Source organism: Bacteroides cellulolyticus (assembly GCF_025567135.1).
Classification (GTDB): domain Bacteria; phylum Bacteroidota; class Bacteroidia; order Bacteroidales; family Bacteroidaceae; genus Phocaeicola; species Phocaeicola cellulolyticus.
Map to the genome: position 1 here is coordinate 60,345 of NZ_JAOQJJ010000002.1, position 16,922 is coordinate 77,266.

General features: G+C 39.5%; 16 protein-coding genes and 1 pseudogene. 15 read left to right on the forward strand and 2 right to left on the reverse strand.

Going from position 1 to position 16,922, the window contains the following annotated elements; all coding sequences use genetic code 11:
• Window positions 1-2 precede the first annotated feature (2 nt).
• From OCV82_RS03335 to OCV82_RS03355, 5 genes and pseudogenes are all read left to right on the forward strand, one after another.
• Window positions 3-1,223, forward strand: coding sequence for a glycosyl hydrolase family 8 (locus OCV82_RS03335; RefSeq protein ID WP_154043120.1), 1,221 nt, complete (start codon window positions 3-5; stop codon window positions 1,221-1,223).
• Window positions 1,224-1,426: 203 nt separating this feature from the next.
• Window positions 1,427-3,196: pseudogene (locus OCV82_RS03340) on the forward strand (glycoside hydrolase family 31 protein); the annotation flags it as partial.
• Between the two features lie 48 nt (window positions 3,197-3,244).
• The gene (locus tag OCV82_RS15185) at window positions 3,245-3,814 is read left to right on the forward strand and encodes a DUF5110 domain-containing protein (protein WP_353880940.1); all 570 of its coding nucleotides are present in this window, start codon (window positions 3,245-3,247) and stop codon (window positions 3,812-3,814) included.
• A 97-nt stretch (window positions 3,815-3,911) separates the two neighbouring features.
• Window positions 3,912-4,700: an alpha/beta hydrolase gene (locus OCV82_RS03350; RefSeq protein WP_235339007.1), complete on the forward strand. Its 789-nt coding sequence runs from the start codon at window positions 3,912-3,914 to the stop codon at window positions 4,698-4,700.
• A gap of 5 nt (window positions 4,701-4,705) precedes the next feature.
• The gene (locus OCV82_RS03355; protein WP_394802642.1) at window positions 4,706-6,064 is read left to right on the forward strand and encodes a glycoside hydrolase family 43 protein; all 1,359 of its coding nucleotides are present in this window, start codon (window positions 4,706-4,708) and stop codon (window positions 6,062-6,064) included.
• 136 nt (window positions 6,065-6,200) lie between these two features.
• Here the strand turns inward: OCV82_RS03355 and OCV82_RS03360 are convergent, their stop codons facing one another.
• Window positions 6,201-7,403 carry a class I SAM-dependent methyltransferase gene (locus OCV82_RS03360; RefSeq protein ID WP_154043123.1) on the reverse strand — a complete coding sequence of 401 codons (1,203 nt, stop codon included), beginning with the start codon at window positions 7,401-7,403 and terminating at the stop codon, window positions 6,201-6,203.
• Window positions 7,404-7,682: 279 nt separating this feature from the next.
• On the opposite strand from OCV82_RS03360, the gene OCV82_RS03365 reads away from it, so the two are divergent.
• From OCV82_RS03365 to upp, 10 genes are all read left to right on the forward strand, one after another.
• Window positions 7,683-8,204 carry a YceD family protein gene (locus OCV82_RS03365; protein ID WP_235339009.1) on the forward strand — a complete coding sequence of 174 codons (522 nt, stop codon included), beginning with the start codon at window positions 7,683-7,685 and terminating at the stop codon, window positions 8,202-8,204.
• Window positions 8,205-8,220: 16 nt separating this feature from the next.
• Complete coding sequence (gene rpmF / locus OCV82_RS03370) at window positions 8,221-8,406, forward strand: 50S ribosomal protein L32 (protein WP_007559879.1); 186 nt, start codon at window positions 8,221-8,223, stop codon at window positions 8,404-8,406.
• A gap of 106 nt (window positions 8,407-8,512) precedes the next feature.
• On the forward strand, window positions 8,513-9,514 hold the full coding sequence (locus tag OCV82_RS03375) for a beta-ketoacyl-ACP synthase III (RefSeq protein WP_154043125.1): 1,002 nt from the start codon (window positions 8,513-8,515) through the stop codon (window positions 9,512-9,514).
• Between the two features lie 84 nt (window positions 9,515-9,598).
• Window positions 9,599-10,480 (forward strand): GTPase Era, encoded by an 882-nt coding sequence (gene era / locus OCV82_RS03380; protein ID WP_154043126.1) that lies wholly within the window; start codon window positions 9,599-9,601, stop codon window positions 10,478-10,480.
• A 34-nt stretch (window positions 10,481-10,514) separates the two neighbouring features.
• Window positions 10,515-11,828 carry a ribosome biogenesis GTPase Der gene (der, locus tag OCV82_RS03385; RefSeq protein ID WP_154043127.1) on the forward strand — a complete coding sequence of 438 codons (1,314 nt, stop codon included), beginning with the start codon at window positions 10,515-10,517 and terminating at the stop codon, window positions 11,826-11,828.
• Between the two features lie 176 nt (window positions 11,829-12,004).
• A complete protein-coding gene (locus OCV82_RS03390; RefSeq protein WP_154043128.1) occupies window positions 12,005-13,075 on the forward strand; it encodes a glycosyltransferase in 1,071 nt (356 codons plus the stop codon).
• Entirely contained in the window at window positions 13,072-13,761 is a 690-nt protein-coding gene (gene radC, locus OCV82_RS03395) for a RadC family protein (protein ID WP_154043129.1), read from the forward strand. Before OCV82_RS03390 ends, radC begins: the two co-directional genes overlap by 4 nt.
• A 76-nt stretch (window positions 13,762-13,837) precedes the next feature.
• Window positions 13,838-14,158 (forward strand): metal-sulfur cluster assembly factor, encoded by a 321-nt coding sequence (locus OCV82_RS03400; protein WP_154043130.1) that lies wholly within the window; start codon window positions 13,838-13,840, stop codon window positions 14,156-14,158.
• A gap of 36 nt (window positions 14,159-14,194) precedes the next feature.
• A complete protein-coding gene (locus OCV82_RS03405; protein WP_154043353.1) occupies window positions 14,195-14,959 on the forward strand; it encodes a UDP-2,3-diacylglucosamine diphosphatase in 765 nt (254 codons plus the stop codon).
• A 63-nt stretch (window positions 14,960-15,022) separates the two neighbouring features.
• Window positions 15,023-15,682: a uracil phosphoribosyltransferase gene (gene upp / locus OCV82_RS03410; RefSeq protein ID WP_154043131.1), complete on the forward strand. Its 660-nt coding sequence runs from the start codon at window positions 15,023-15,025 to the stop codon at window positions 15,680-15,682.
• Window positions 15,683-15,742: 60 nt separating this feature from the next.
• On the opposite strand, the gene OCV82_RS03415 is transcribed toward upp, so the two are convergent.
• Window positions 15,743-16,783: a sugar kinase gene (locus OCV82_RS03415; protein WP_154043132.1), complete on the reverse strand. Its 1,041-nt coding sequence runs from the start codon at window positions 16,781-16,783 to the stop codon at window positions 15,743-15,745.
• Window positions 16,784-16,922: the final 139 nt, after the last annotated feature.

Below are 16,922 nucleotides of genomic sequence, written 5' to 3' on the forward strand. Positions count from 1 at the left end.
TTATGAAAAATATATTATATAGTGTTTTGTTTTTTGTAGCTGGTATATTGTGGTATGTGGAATGTAAAGCTACAACAATAGAAGAAGGTTCATTCTATACAAAAGTATATAAAAATCTGTTTAAAGAATATTTAGGTATATCAGATAGAGAAACTAACAAGAAAATAAGTGATATATGGAATCATTTTTTTGTTAATCCTACAACCAAAGTTTATTTTGAAGATTCTGATACAACAGCATATATATTGGATACAGGAAATAATGATGTACGTACTGAGGGAATGTCTTATGGTATGATGATAAGTGTGCAGATGGATAGACGTACAGAATTTGACCGTATTTGGAGATGGGTTAAAAAGAATATGCATTATAAATCTGGTAAATGGCAAGGCTATTTTGCATGGCAATGTAATACTGATGGCAGCAAAATAGGAGTGGAACCTAGTTGCGCTACTGATGGAGAAGTATATTTTATTACATCTTTGTTTTTTGCTTCACATAGGTGGGGAAATAATGGAGAGATAAATTATGAAAAGGAGGGACAGCAGATTCTTTATGATATTATGTCAAAAGGAGATAAAGGAGAAATACGTAATATGTTTAATACGGATTCTTTTTTAATAACTTTTGTTCCTAAAGGAGAAATGTGGAACTTTACTGATCCTTCATATAACTTGCCTGCTTTTTTTGAATTATGGGCTTTATGGAGTAATTCAAATAAAGATTTTTGGGCAAAGACTCCTGATGCAGCACGAAAATTATTAGTCAAAGCTTCACATCCTATAACTGGTCTTTTCCCTGATTACTCATGCTTTGATGGTGCTCCGCATCAACCCGATTGGAAAGAAGACTATGATGCAAGACGTTATCAGTATGATGCAATACGTTGTGCAATGAATGTGGGGATGGATTACTATATGTTTGGAAAGGATAAGACCAACCAATCTGATATGATGGAACGTTTGTTGAGTTTTTTTGAATCGGATGATTTTAAGCATGGACAGTTTGATTTGAACGGAAATAATCCAACCGGAGAATATTCGTCTGGTATGGCAGGTGCTAATGCTGTTGGCGCTTTTGCTTTGAAAAATAAGGCCTTAGCTAAAAAATATGTCTCTGATTTATGGAAACAGGAGTTCCCAATAGGTAAATATAGATATTATTCAGGTATGGTATATATGTTATCTATGCTTCATGTTTCTGGTAACTTTAGAATATATTGATTTTGTCTTTTCTTATGAGAAACGTGTGTTTTTTATATTTTATATTATTATCAACTTTTGTATGTGGTAATATTAATGCAACCGTAAGTGACAATAATGAATTGTGCTTTTGGAGAGGACATGACAGTATAATAGTCATGCCTTTGGCCGATAATGCTGTTAGAATAGTAAAAAAAGTGGGTGAAGTTTATGAACTTCCTGAAATGGTATATGTTGAAGGTAAGTCTGTACGTTTTAAATCGGTAAAAAGAAATGGTAAAGACATAATAATATTGAAGAAATTGGTAATAGAGGTTTCTGAAAATACAATAACCTTCTTATCACCTGATGGTAGATTGTTGCTGAAAGAAAAAGAACATAATATTTCTCCTTCACAAATTCAGAATGGCAGAACTTATATTTCTATGCAAGGCTTTCATTCTCCCGAAGACGAACATCTTTACGGACTGGGGCAGTTCCAGGACAATAATCTTGATGTGCGCGGACTTACAAGAAGGCTTACACATGTTAATACACAGATATCAATCCCTTTTATTATGTCGAATAAAGGTTATGGATTGTTGTGGAATAACTATGGGCTGACAGACTTCAATCCGTGTGATGATTATGTAGATATGAAACCTAAAGCAGGAGAAGGACATGCAACTACTGTAAATGTTACTTCTACAACAGGTGGTGTGACAGAGGTCCGTCATAGTAACATCTTTACGGCAGAATTGGACATTAAAGAATCCGGACGCTATTCATTGATGCTTGACGTAGGCAGCAGGATGGCTCGCAGACATAATCTTGTTATAGATGACAGTACTGTGATTGATATGAATAATTTGTGGCTTCCTCCAACAACATCTGTGATAGTGAAACTGTCTGAAGGACGTCATAAACTTGTTTCAGAACTGACTAAAGAAGATTCTCCTAAAGTATATTATAGAAAAGTAGATGATACGACAGTGTTTAGTTCGCCTGTATCAAATGGTATTGATTATACCTTTTTTGCAGGAAAGCCTGATGAAGTTATATCGTCTTATCGTGAGTTAACTGGTGGCATACCAATGATGCCTTTGTGGGCATTGGGATATATACATTGCCGCGAGCGTTTTCATTCACAATCAGAACTGCTGGATGTAGCAAACCGTTTTAGAAAAGAATCTTTACCTGTTGACATGATAGTCCAGGATTGGCAGTATTGGGGTAAATACGGATGGAATGCAATGCGTTTCGATGAAGAGTTTTATCCTTCTCCGGCAGAGATGACCGACAGCCTGCATAAAATGGATATGAAATTTATGCTGTCAATATGGTCAAAGATAGATCCCTCTTCATGTCTAGGTTAGGATTTCTCGCAAAAAGGTTATTATATAAACGGTACCCAATGGGTAGACTTTTTCAATCAGAATGCAGCTGATTATTATTGGGCCAATATGCGCGACAGTCTTGTTGGCAGATACAATATAGATGCTTTGTGGCTGGATGCTACTGAACCGGAGAATGATGACCTTTTGGACCGCAAGGTTTGTAATGGAAAATATCCGGGAGAGATGTTTAGAAATGCTTATCCGCTGATTGTTAATAAGGCTGTCTATGAAGGATTCCGTCGTGATATTGATAATAAACGTGCGATGCTTTTTACAAGAAGTGCTTTCCCCGGTATACAACGTTATGGGGTAGCCACATGGTCGGGTGATGTCGGTAATGATTGGGAAACCCTTAGACGTCAGATTGTGGCCGGGTTAGGTATATCAGTGTGCGGATTGCCTTGGTGGACATATGATGCAGGAGGCTTTTTCCGTCCTTCTAATCAATATACAGATAAAAACTATCATGAAAGATTCTTGAGATGGTTGCAGACTTCAGTCTATCTGCCGTTAATGCGTGTGCATGGCTATATGAGCAATACTGAGTTCTGGAATTATGGCGAAGATGTTATGCGAATATCCCGTAATGCTCTTTCGTTACGTTATTCATTGCTCCCTTATATTTATTCTTGTGCTGCGGATGTAACATTCCGTGGTGGAACCATCATGCGTCCTTTGGTGATGGATTTTGCAACGGATACTACTGCACTGTCATTGAAATATCAGTATATGTTCGGTCGTTCATTATTGGTTACTCCTGTTTTAGAACCTGAAATAAATCAAATGTGTGTATATTTGCCTGAAACAGAAGGTGGATGGTATGATTTTCGTGATAATAGTTATGCTAGCAATAATGGGTGGTATGAAACGGGGGTTTCAATAGAGAATATTCCAGCTTTTGTGCGTGCAGGTAGCATTATTCCTTTATCGACTGAACTTACTACCACTTCATCATTGTCAGGGGCAGATTTTGAAATACGTATTTTCAATGACGCTGATGGTGAATTTTGTCTTTATGAAGATAATGGTAATAACTATGATTATGAGTCTGGACTATTTAGTGAGATAAAGATGGAGTGGAACAACAAGAAAAGGGTATTTACCATTTTTGATAAAAGTGGAAAGTTTGGTAATAGAAGAGAGGGGAGAAATATAAAAGTGATCCTTATATCTAAAAATGGAATATCTGAACGCGAAATATTATATGATGGATATAAAACAGTTGTAAAGTTTTAATGTATAAAGAATGAAATCAATACTTGGATATAAAAAAATATTATTCTTTCTCTTTTCTGTCGTGTTGGCGGGGGAAGTTTTTTCTAATGGAAAAATTGTGAATACAAGTATGCCATGTAAACTTCTTGAAGGAATCTCGTCGCGTGAATATTCCATCTATTTGCCGGAATCTTATGGTAAAGAAAAGAATAAAAAATATCCCGTGTGTTATTTGCTTCATGGAGGCAATTGTTCGTGTACGGATTGGGAGACATATGGTAATCTTCGTGTAGTGGCAGATAGTCTGATAAATTGTGGAGAGATGGAGGAAATGATAATTGTATGTCCGGAAGGAAATAAGAACAATATGATTTGGTTTAATGCTCCTCACTGGAAATATGAAGATTTCTTTTTTCTTGAATTTATACCCTATATTGAAAGGAACTATAATGTTGATGGACGTAAAGATAGCCGGTTCATAGCCGGTTATTCAATGGGGGGAGGAGCATCAATAGTGTACGGTCTCTCTCATCCTGATAAATTTTCGTCTGTGTACTCTATGAGCGGATATCTGCGTCGTCAATATTTGGAATTCCTTAAAGATGATCCTTCAGCGGAGTGGAGACAGCAGTTGGTTGAAGACCATAATCCAATACGAACAGTAAATGAAATTTCAGATGGAAGAGTTGATGCATGGAAAGGTGTGGATTGGTTTATTGATTGTGGAGATAAGGATTTTACTTATGAGGCCAACATTGCATTGGTACAGGCATTTCGCGATAAAAAAGTGAATTATCAATTGAGAATATATGGAGGTGGGCATGACTGGAACTACTGGCGACCATCTCTTGTTAGGGCTTTAAAACATATGTCTGATGTATTTAGAAGTATTAACCATAAAAAATAATTAATATGAAGACAAAAACTATTATTCCGGCTTTATCCCTTATGGCATTTTCCGGATTGGCTGCTCAGACTGCCGATGATGTGAAACTTAATATGCCGATAATACAGACAAAGTATACTGCAGATCCGGCTCCAATGTTGTATAATGATACTGTCTTTCTGTATACTTCGCACGATGAGGATGATGCAGAAGGATTCAAAATGAAGGATTGGCTGCTTTACACGTCTACAGATATGGTGAACTGGCAGGACAGAGGGGCTGTTGCCTCACTTAAAAACTTTGAGTGGTATAAAGGTGATAATGGCGCATGGGCTGCATGTGTTGTTGGCAGAAACGGTAAGTGGTATATGTATTGTCCTATTCATGGTCACGGTATAGGTGTGCTGGTGGCAGATTCGCCATATGGCCCTTTCAAAGATCCTATAGGCAAGCCTTTGATTTGGCAGAAAGAACATTGGGATGATATAGACCCAACTGTCCTTGTTGATGATGATGGTCAGGCGTATATGTATTGGGGAAATCCAAATATCTATATGGTAAAACTGAATGAGGATATGATTTCATATTCGGGAAATATCGTTAAGATGCCACATATAGAAGATTATCAGGAAGGACCTTGGTTCTATAAGCGTAACGGACACTATTATCTGGCTTTCGCTTCTACATGTTGTCCGGAAGGTATAGGATATGCCATGAGTGACAGTCCTACCGGACCGTGGGAATATAAGGGACACATAATGGATCATACAGTACGTACAAGAGGTAATCACCCTGGAATAATTGATTATAAAGGACGGTCATATTGTTTTGGTCAGAACTATGATATATTCCGTCTTCAGACCAGCCGTCATGCAGAACGCCGTTCTGTATCACTTGCCGAAATGACATACAATTCTGATGGAACAATTCATGAACTTCCATATTTTCATGATTGTAATCTAAATCAGATAGAACCGTTTGATCCTTATCGTATGGTGGAAGCTGAAACGATGGCTTGGGGATATGGGTTGAAAACTGTTCCGAAAAATAAACAGGCTGCCGATCATTGGAATCAGTTGGTTACGGATATTGATGATGGTGAATATCTTATGCTTCGTGGTGTTGATTTTGGCAACGGCGCATCTTCTTTTTTAGTTTCAGCGTCATGTCATCTTTATGGTGGTAGTATTGAGATAAGGCTTGATGCTCCGGATGGTAAATGTATAGGGCATGTAGATATTATCAATTCTAAAACTGAATTCAAGACTTTCAAAACCAATGTAGAGGCAGAGGCCGGAATACACGATTTATACTTGGTTTTCCGTGGTTGTAAGAAACAGCAGAAAAACCTATTTATGCTGGATTTCTGGCGATTTGAACGTTAGTTTGATGATGACAATAATGCTTGTTTTCCAACCACTCAAACATTCAAAATAAAACGTGCGCACGTTTGAACTTAAATGTGCGCACGTTTTACTTAAAACGACAGTCCATTTTTTTTAAACGTATCAGCATAAAAAATTACCTGATGCTTTTGCATTTTATCAGTACTTTTTCTCCGTTGTTCAGTGTCGTGGCGAAGATGTATATTTGTCCTCCTTCTTTAATTTTTAGCTTCTTCCTGAGATCATCTACAGTCGAAGGGAAATTCCTTATCGTTATGTTTGCATTTGCAATATCCTTTAGAAATGTCTTCAGGTCTTTTTTGCTGAAAGAAGATGTCTCTATTACTTCGAATCTTCTTCCCGGAAAGTCTATCATTTCGTCTGACGTATAAAGGTGGCTGTTGATATGCAGCTTTCCCACTCCGTATCTTGATGATAAAAGTTTGAATGGTCCGGCCTTTAGTATGGCAGCTCCCGGTTCGTACAGATATTTACCCGGTTTTTCCGCAAATATGGTTTTGGCGTTCTTTTCTTCCTCGAATGTGAAGCTGAAATGTTGGGATGTCGCGTTGCTGGTAATCTGTTCGCAATTTATCATCGTTTCATCGTGTGAATTGTTTTCATGTAGTGATTCCTTTTTGAGGATAATTACAAGTTCCTTGCACTCGTTGTTCACAGATATAATATGTAGGCTGTCTGTAAATTTTAGTTCGGATAGTGCAGAATGTATGTCAAGCATAGGAGATAGCTTTACCATAACAGTCTTTCCTTTTTCAACCAGCGTATTTTCTATCTTGGTGATATCTGGTTCACAATCTGTTATTGCCACAGTCTTTCCTCCGTGTTCGTTTCTTCTGGCAGGATCAAGGAAAATGCAGTCCACCGGTCGCATGTCTTTCAGGTATTCTATGCAATTGTCATTATGGATTTCAATATTGTCGGCTCCGAGTGTCTTGAAATTATGCTTGGCGATATTGCAGAGATAGTCCATCCTTTCAACGTAATGAGCCTTGTTGAAATTTCTTGAAATGAAATAACAGTCAACTCCAAGGCCGGCAGTCAGATCGACCATTGTGTCTCCTTTTAATAATGTGGATTTATATCGGGCTGTGACTTCCGAAGAACATTGTTCCATTGAGAGATGCTTCGGGTAGATTATTTCATCATTTGCGGCCCATGATGGAATCTTCTTTTTGGCTATTTGCCATCCGGCTATTTGTACGATGGCTTCTTCTGAATCGATGTCCTGTTTTTTGTTTATTTTCAGCGCGAGCTGTCGGACATCATCGTTGCGATGGCTCAGTATGAAATCTATGGTTTCTTGTGATAATCTGTTCATAAATATCCGCTTTTTGGTGGAGACGGCACAAAGATAGAATAATTGTTTTAATAATAAATCTCTGGCATTGACTAATAGATTCTTTTCCCTTATGTATAATTTAAAGAATAGCGTTCCTTTGTAATGAAGAGTATTTGATTTTGTCAAAATTGTTTTTTTTGACAAAATAATAAGTGGAAAAATTAGAAATAATGAATTATTATTTGTAACTTTGTCGCCCGATTTATATGGTGTTGAGACTTGGAAAGAATAGAATTATATGATATAGATTTAAAAAAATTGCGAGAAACATCAGCCGTTTATAACTATAGGGTTGGTGATGAATTTTTTAAATTGATTGAGGCTACAGGAATAGAAAAGGGTGATTTGGAAGTCTCTGTGACAGTGAAGAAAGGAATAGGGGCATTTAAATTGAACTTTCATATTCAGGGATTTGTTGTAGGTATATGCGACAGATGTCTCGATGAGGTTGAGGTGGATGTTGATACAGACAATGTACTGAACGTAAAATTCGGAGAGGAGTTCTCTGATGACGAGGAAATTGTTGTAGTACCTGAAGCTGAAGGAAAAATAAACGTAGCCTGGTATATATACGAATTTGCATATCTTAGTCTTCCATATAGAATAGTGCACGAAGAAGGTGAGTGCAACGAGCAGATGCAAGAGAAGTTGAATGACTTCATGAGATATGAAGGTGACAATGAGGCAAATGCTGAAGAAGCAGAAGATGATGAGGCAGGCGGCGCTGATGAAATAGATCCTCGTTGGAACGCATTAAAGAAAATATTAAATAATAATTAAATAAAGTTTTAGTAAAATGGCACATCCTAAAAGAAGACAATCAAAAACGAGAACTGCTAAGAGAAGAACTCATGATAAAGCAGTTGCTCCTACTTTAGCTATTTGCCCAAACTGCGGTGAATGGCATGTGTATCACACAGTTTGTGGAGCTTGTGGTTATTACAGAGGTAAATTAGCGATTGAAAAAGAAGCTGCTCTATAATTAATACGGAGCTTTGTCATGAACAGTTTATGTTCTTGAGGAAATAAAGCCGGAGGGCTTCGGCTCTTCGGCTTTATTTTTAGGATTCAAACTAAAATTTGAAATAATGGAAAAAATAAATGCGGTAATAACAGGTGTTGGCGGGTATGTACCTGACTATGTACTTACAAACGAAGAACTGTCAAGAATGGTTGACACTAATGACGAGTGGATCATGACTCGTATTGGCGTTAAGGAAAGACGTATTCTTAACGAAGAAGGTTTGGGTACATCATATATGGCGCGTAAAGCTGCAAAACAGCTTATGCAGAAAACAAATTCGGACCCTGACTCTATAGATTGTGTTATAGTTGCAACAACTACTCCTGACTATCATTTCCCTTCTACAGCATCTATATTGTGCGATAAGCTGGGACTTAAAAATGCATACGCATTCGATTTGCAGGCAGCATGTAGCGGTTTCCTTTATGCTATGGAAACAGCTGCAAGTATGATACAGTCGGGAAGACATAAAAAGATAATTATTGTAGGTGCAGACAAGATGTCATCTATGGTTAATTATTCCGACCGTGCCACATGTCCTATTTTCGGTGACGGAGCTGCAGCTTGCATGGTTGAAGCTACAACTGAGGATTATGGTATTATGGATTCTATATTACGTACAGACGGTAAGGGACTTCCATTCCTTCACATGAAGGCCGGTGGTTCTGTATGTCCTCCTTCTTATTTTACAATAGACAACAAGATGCATTATTTGTATCAGGAAGGTAGAACTGTATTCAAATATGCAGTATCAAATATGTCTGACGTTACAGAACAGATTGCAATGCGTAATGGCTTGAACAAGGATAATATCGACTGGATTGTTCCTCATCAGGCTAATCTCAGAATCATTGACGCTGTTGCTTCAAGACTAAGTGTACCTATCGAGAAAGTGATGCTGAACATTCAGCATTTCGGTAATACAAGTGCCGGAACATTGCCTTTGTGCTTATGGGATTATGAAAAGAAACTCAAGAAAGGCGATAACCTGATCTTCACTGCATTTGGTGCCGGATTTACTTGGGGTGCTGCTTATGTTAAGTGGGGTTATGACGGAAACAAGTAATATTTGAAATATATTCATTAACAAATATACAAAAAGACGCATCCCTGTCAGATGCGTTTTTTTGTATTCATGAGGTAATTTTTTATGCATAAAGCCGGATTTGTAAACATTGTAGGAAACCCGAATGTAGGAAAATCTACATTGATGAATTTGCTGGTGGGCGAAAGAATATCCATCGCAACATTCAAGGCACAGACCACTCGTCATCGTATTATGGGAATACTTAATACTGATGATATGCAGATTGTATTTTCGGATACTCCTGGGGTATTGAAACCTAACTACAAGCTTCAGGAATCAATGCTTAACTTCTCGCAGTCGGCACTGGTTGATGCCGATGTTTTGCTATATGTTACAGATACAGTGGAAAAACCGGACAAGAACACTGAATTTATGGAGAAGGTGCGAAACATGAATGTTCCGGTTTTGTTGCTTATAAACAAGATAGACCTCATAAACCAAGATATTCTGGTCAAACTTGTCGAGGAATGGCATGAGATGTTGCCAAATGCCGAAATAATCCCTATTTCAGCCATGGCAAAGTTTAATGTCGATGTAGTGATGAAACGAATTAAGGATCTTCTTCCGGATTCTCCTCCTTATTTCGGCAAGGATCAGCTGACCGACAAGCCGGCACGTTTCTTCGTTACGGAGATAATAAGAGAGAAAATCCTTTTGTATTATGACAAGGAAATCCCGTATTCTGTAGAGGTGGTGGTGGAAACCTTCAAGGAGGATGCCAAGAGCATACATATCAACGCTGTGATATACGTTGAACGAGAGTCTCAGAAAGGTATTATTATCGGTCGTCAGGGAAGGGCTCTCAAGAAAGTGGCTTCGGAAGCCAGAAAGGCTTTGGAGCAGTTCTTCAGAAAATCAATCTATCTTGAAACTTTCGTAAAGGTAGATAAGGACTGGAGAAGTTCCGACAGGGAATTGAAGAATTTTGGTTATCAATTAGATTAATCACCGGCTGAGATAGCCGTAAATAATTATAAGTATGGGTAATTTAGTAGCTATTGTTGGACGTCCAAATGTAGGAAAGTCAACGTTATTTAATCGTCTGACAAAGACTCGTCAGGCAATTGTGAATGAACAGGCCGGAACTACTCGTGACCGTCAGTATGGTAAATCTGAATGGTTGGGAAAGGAATTTTCTATTGTAGATACCGGTGGATGGGTTGTAAACTCGGATGATATTTTTGAGGAAGAAATTCGCAAGCAGGTTCTTCTGGCTGTGGATGAGGCGGATGTGATTTTGTTTGTGGTTGATATAATGAATGGTGTTACGGATTTGGATATGGAGGTATCCGATATTCTGCGACGCTCTAAGAAACCGATAATTGTCGTTGCCAACAAAACTGACAATAACGACTTGCAATATAATGCAGCTGAATTCTATTCATTAGGATTGGGTGATCCTTACTGTATTTCTGCAATCAGTGGAAGCGGAACGGGGGATTTGCTCGACCTTATCGTATCGAAATTCAAGAAGGAAGCGGACGAGACTTATGATGAGGACATTCCAAGATTTGCCATTGTGGGCAGACCGAATGCCGGAAAGTCTTCAATAGTAAACGCTTTTATCGGAGAGGATAGAAATATTGTGACCGAAATAGCAGGTACTACACGCGACTCGATATACACAAGATATGACAAGTTCGGTTTCGATTTTTATCTTGTTGACACAGCAGGTATAAGAAAGAAAAATAAGATCAGTGAAGATCTTGAATATTATTCTGTAGTACGTTCTATACGTTCTATCGAAAGTTCGGATGTGTGTATCCTTATGCTTGACGCAACAAGAGGAATTGAAGGTCAGGATCTGAATATATTCAGCCTGATACAGCGAAACCAGAAAGGACTTGTTGTGGTTGTCAATAAATGGGACCTTGTAGAGGAAAAGACCGTAAAGGTTATGAAAAACTATGAGGATGCAATCCGTAACAGATTTGCTCCTTTCACTGATTTCCCTATAATATTTGCTTCGGCATTGACAAAACAGCGTATTCTGAAAGTGTTGGAGGCTGCCAAGGAAGTCTATATGTCAAGAACTACAAGAATACCAACAGCACGACTCAACGAGGAACTCTTGCCGCTGATAGAGGCCTATCCGCCACCATCAAACAAAGGCAAGTATATAAAGATAAAATATATCACTCAGTTGCCTAACACTCAGGTTCCGTCGTTTGTGTTTTTTGCAAATCTGCCTCAGTATGTCAAGGAGCCATACAAGCGTTTCCTTGAGAACAAGATGAGGGAGCGTTGGAACTTATGCGGAACGCCGATAAACATTTTTATCAGACAGAAGTAATTTTAGTATTTTGACAATAATCACAATTGCCCGGGTATTTGAAGATTTATTCTTATACCCGGGCTTTTTGTGAATTTATGCCTATAACATGATGTCCAGTTGTTATAAAAATGAAATGACTAATTGATTTTTGCGAAACTTTTACGTAAGTTTGCAAATAACTCATTTTTTAGATTATGCGATATTCAGTTATAGTACCGGTATATAATCGTCCAGACGAGGTGGATGAACTGCTTCAGAGTCTTATGCAGCAGACTTATACCGACTTTGAAGTAATTATAGTGGAAGACGGATCTGCTGTCCCTTGTAAGGATGTGGTTGACAAATATGCCGCATCTATGGATATCAGATATTACCTGAAGCCAAATTCCGGTCCCGGAAAGTCCAGAAACTACGGCGCGGAAAGAAGTCACGGCGAGTATCTTATAATCCTTGATTCTGACTGTATCCTTCCTCCTGATTATTTTAAAGCGGTGGAAGAAGAGCTGAGAAACGAGCCCGCCGACGCTTTTGGAGGTCCTGACCGTGCGCACGAATCGTTTACAGATACCCAGAAGGCGATAAACTATTCAATGACATCATTCTTCACTACCGGTGGAATTCGCGGCGGAAAAAAGAAGATGGACAAGTTTTATCCCCGTAGCTTCAATATGGGAATCCGTGCCGACGTCTATAAGGCTTTGGGAGGATTTTCCGACATGCGTTTTGGTGAAGATATAGATTTCAGCATACGTATTTTCAAGGGAGGATATACCTGTCGCCTGTTCCCCGAAGCATGGGTTTGGCACAAGCGCAGAACGGATATGAAGAAATTCTTCAAGCAGGTTCACAATTCCGGAATAGCCCGTATAAACCTTTATAAGAAATACCCGGAATCACTAAAGCTGGTGCACATGTTGCCTGCAGTCTTTACAGTAGGGGTCGTTTTTCTGGTTCTTGTAATATTGGGAGGTATTTATTTGTTGTCGTTGGCATCCTATACTCCCGATCCCGGCAGTCATGATTTATTGCATTCATGGGGTAAATGGCTTGTAGTGGCCGGAGTGTCGCCGTTATTGCTTTTTTCGTTACTTATATTTATCGATTCGTCTGTGCAGAACAGAAGTTTGAAAATCGGTACAATTTCCATACTTTCATCGTTTATCCAACTAACCGGATATGGAAGCGGATTTCTGATTGCATGGTGGAAACGCTGTGTGAAAGGAAAGGATTCGTTCTCTGCATTCGAAAAGACTTTCTATAAATGACAGACAGACTATCTATAAACCAATGGGCAGAAGAAGACCGTCCGCGCGAAAAAATGATGATGCATGGTGCTTCTTCACTCTCGAATGCCGAGTTGCTTGCCATTCTCATAGGTTCCGGCAATACAGACGAATCGGCAGTGGAGCTCATGCGAAAGGTCCTGGACAAATATAATAATAGTCTTAGCGCACTGGGCAAATGTTCTGTATCGGATTTGTGTAAATTCAAAGGGATAGGGCCTGCTAAAGCCATAACAATCCTTGCCGCATCCGAGCTTGGCAAGCGGCGTAAGGACGAGAAGCAGGAAGAAAGAAAACCTATACGCTCGTCGGAAGATATATACTCCTATTTCCATCCTATAATGTGCGACTTGCCGATAGAGGAATGTTGGGTGATGTTCCTTAACCAGGCATCTAAAGTGATAGATATCACCCGTATAAGTCAAGGAGGTTTGGCCTCGACACAGGTCGATGTGCGTGTGATTTTGCGTGAGGCACTTCTGAAACGCGCCACTTCCATGATACTCACCCACAATCATCCGTCGGGTAATGTCCGTCCTAGTACGGATGACGACAGGCTTACACAGGCATTGTTTCAGGCATCCAAGGTGATGAACATCCGTATGCTCGATCATGTGATAGTGACCGACGGAGCCTACTACAGCTATGCGGATGAAGGCAGATTATGATGGAAATAAAGATTTATTTGTTTCTGCGCATCTCTTTGCGTATATTTGCACTGTAAATATTATTTGATTTAAATATATGAATAGCGAAGAAAAACTCAAAATAGAAGAGAGGATAATTGATATGTTGAAAACTGTATATGACCCTGAAATCCCGGTAAATGTTTACGATTTGGGGCTTATATACAAGATAGACCTTCAGGAAAACGGCGAGCTGACCATTGATATGACTCTTACCGCACCAAACTGTCCTGCCGCTGATTTCATAATGGAGGACGTAAGGCAGAAGATAGAGTCGGTTGACGGAGTGACATCAGCCCAGGTAAATCTGGTGTTCGAGCCTGAATGGGACAAGGACATGATGACTGAAGAAGCCAAATTGGAATTGGGCTTCATGTAATTATATAAACTATAAAAGGGTATAACTATGGATGAGATGAAAAATATATATTTCATTTCCGACGCCCATCTGGGCTCGCGGGCTATACCTCACGCCCGTACTCAGGAAAGGAGGCTTGTCAATTTTCTTGACAGTATCAAGGATAAGGCTGCCGCTGTGTATATGTTGGGCGATATGTTTGATTTCTGGTACGAATTCAAAACAGTAGTGCCGAAAGGATATACACGTTTCTTGGGAAAAGTCTCTGAACTTACAGACAGGGGAGTGGAAGTACATTTTTTCATCGGCAACCATGATATATGGTGTGGAGACTATCTTGAAAAGGAATGTGGAATGATTATACATCGTGCTCCGTTGACATGCGAGATTTATGGAAAGGAGTTTTTCATGGCTCATGGCGACGGGCTTGGCGATGATGACAGGAAATTTAAATTCCTTCGCATGATGTTCCACAGCAAGACATTGCAGCGGCTGTTCTCAATGCTTCATCCGCGATGGAGTGTCGATTTTGGTCTGGAATGGGCAAAGCATAGCCGCATGAAGCGCAAGGATGGAAAAGAGCCTGAATATATGGGTGAAGACAAGGAGCCGTTGGTTCTGTTCACAAAAAAGTATCTCAAGACTCATCCTGATATCAATTTCTTTATTTACGGTCACAGACATATATTGTTCGATATGATGCTCTCAAGGACATCAAGGATGATGATACTTGGTGATTGGATTACGGAATTCTCTTATGCCGTTTTTGACGGAGAAAATATGTTCCTGGAGCAGTATATTGAAGGAGAAACCCAACTTTAACGGCTGTCTGTGAACAATTCAGACATAAGAATGTTATATCAATAATAATATAATCTTATTTTTATGAAAGTTATAAACCTTGCAGAAACCAATTCTATACTAAATCAGTTCGTCGCAGAGATAAGAGATGTCAATGTACAGAATGACAGAATGCGTTTTCGTAGGAATATTGAACGGATAGGAGAGTTGATGGCTTACGAAATCAGTAAAACACTTGATTATTCAACGAAAAAAATCCAGACTCCGTTAGGTATTGCCGAAGCCAGCACGCCGGATGACAATGTAGTGATAGCAACAGTTTTCAGAGCCGGTCTTCCTTTGCATGCCGGTTTCCTGAATATATTCGATAAGGCTGGAAATGCGTTTGTTTCGGCTTACAGGTATTATAAGGATAAGGATCATAGAGATCTTGACGTGAGGATAGAATATATCGCAACACCTGATTTGACAAATAAGACAGTCATATTGGTAGATCCTATGCTTGCTACAGGCGAAAGCCTTGAACTGGCATGGAGAGCCTTTACCACAAAAGGTATTCCTGCGAAGCTTGTCATTGCATGTATAATAGCAAGCCGTCCCGGAGTGGAACGTATCAGGAAGTTTTTCGAAGGAAAGGATGTCTCGTTGTGGTGTGGCGTAATAGATCCTGCCATTGATGAACATTCGTATATAGTTCCCGGATTAGGTGATGCCGGAGACCTTGCTTATGGTGAGAAAATTTAAAACTCCTATAAAAATAAAGAGGCTGGAAACAGCCTCTTTATTTTTATAGGGATTGTTATTTTAGCGCGCCACTTCACCACTTTCATGACGTGCGATGAGGCTTTCCACTTCTGCCACCTTCACCATATTGTAGTCGCCGGCTATCGTATTTTTCAATACAGAAGCAGCTGTAGAGAAGTCAACTCTCTTCTGATTGTCTTCGAAAGCGCTCTGTGCGTATAGCATTGCGCCACAGAATGCATCTCCTACACCTACACAGTCTATCACGTTGTCAATGTCGAACACCCTGCTGTATTTCATTTCTCCATTCGCATAAAGAACACCTGCAAAAGTGTGATGTTCCGAACTCATTACATTGCGAAGAGCTATATAGATATACTTGCAGTTTGGAATCTGGCGGCTTATTTCCTTGCAGAATTTCTCATACGCTTCCGTATTGTATTTTTCACCGCTTCTGGTTGCCTTGAAGCCGGGAGCAGGAATTCCTGTAACCAGTGCATATTCTCCTTCGCTTCCGAACATTATGTCACTGTCTTTCATGAGAGGTTGAAGAACCTCCTGTGCGCTTTTTCCGTAGTTCCAGAGATTTTTTCTATAGTTGATGTCGTATGAAATGATCAGTCCCATTTCCTTTGCCACTCCTATCGCTTCCTTGCATACTTCGGCAAGTCCCGGAGTAAGTGCGGCGTCTATACCCGACCAGTGGAATATTGATGCTCCTTCGAACACTTCACGCCAGTTTATCATTCCCGGTTTAAGCTCTGAAAATGCCGAGTTCTCCCTGTCGTAAATAACTTTCGAGTTACGCATGGCTGCTGCCTTTTCCATGTAGTAAGTACCAAGGCGGTGTCCTCCGAACAGGATATGTTTTGTACCGATATTGTGTGAACGCAACTCTGCTATACATGTTTCGCCCAAGGCATTGTCCGGAAGACGTGTTATGTATTCTACCTCTCCTCCGAAATTGGCAATTGATATAGCTACATTGGCTTCACTACCTCCATAATTGACCAGAAAGTCACGGCTCTGTTGGATGCGTAGATTGTCCGGTGTAGTGAGACGGAGCATTATTTCTCCGAATGTTACAATTTTTTTGCTCATAATGTGATGTTTTTCGATTTAGGTGGAAATCAGGCAACAAAAAAAATAAAAAGGATACCTCTTGTCGGAATCCGTCTTGTCTCATTTCCGAGGCAAAGATAATGAATTCCTTCCATGAGGTATCCTCTTTTTTAACTCT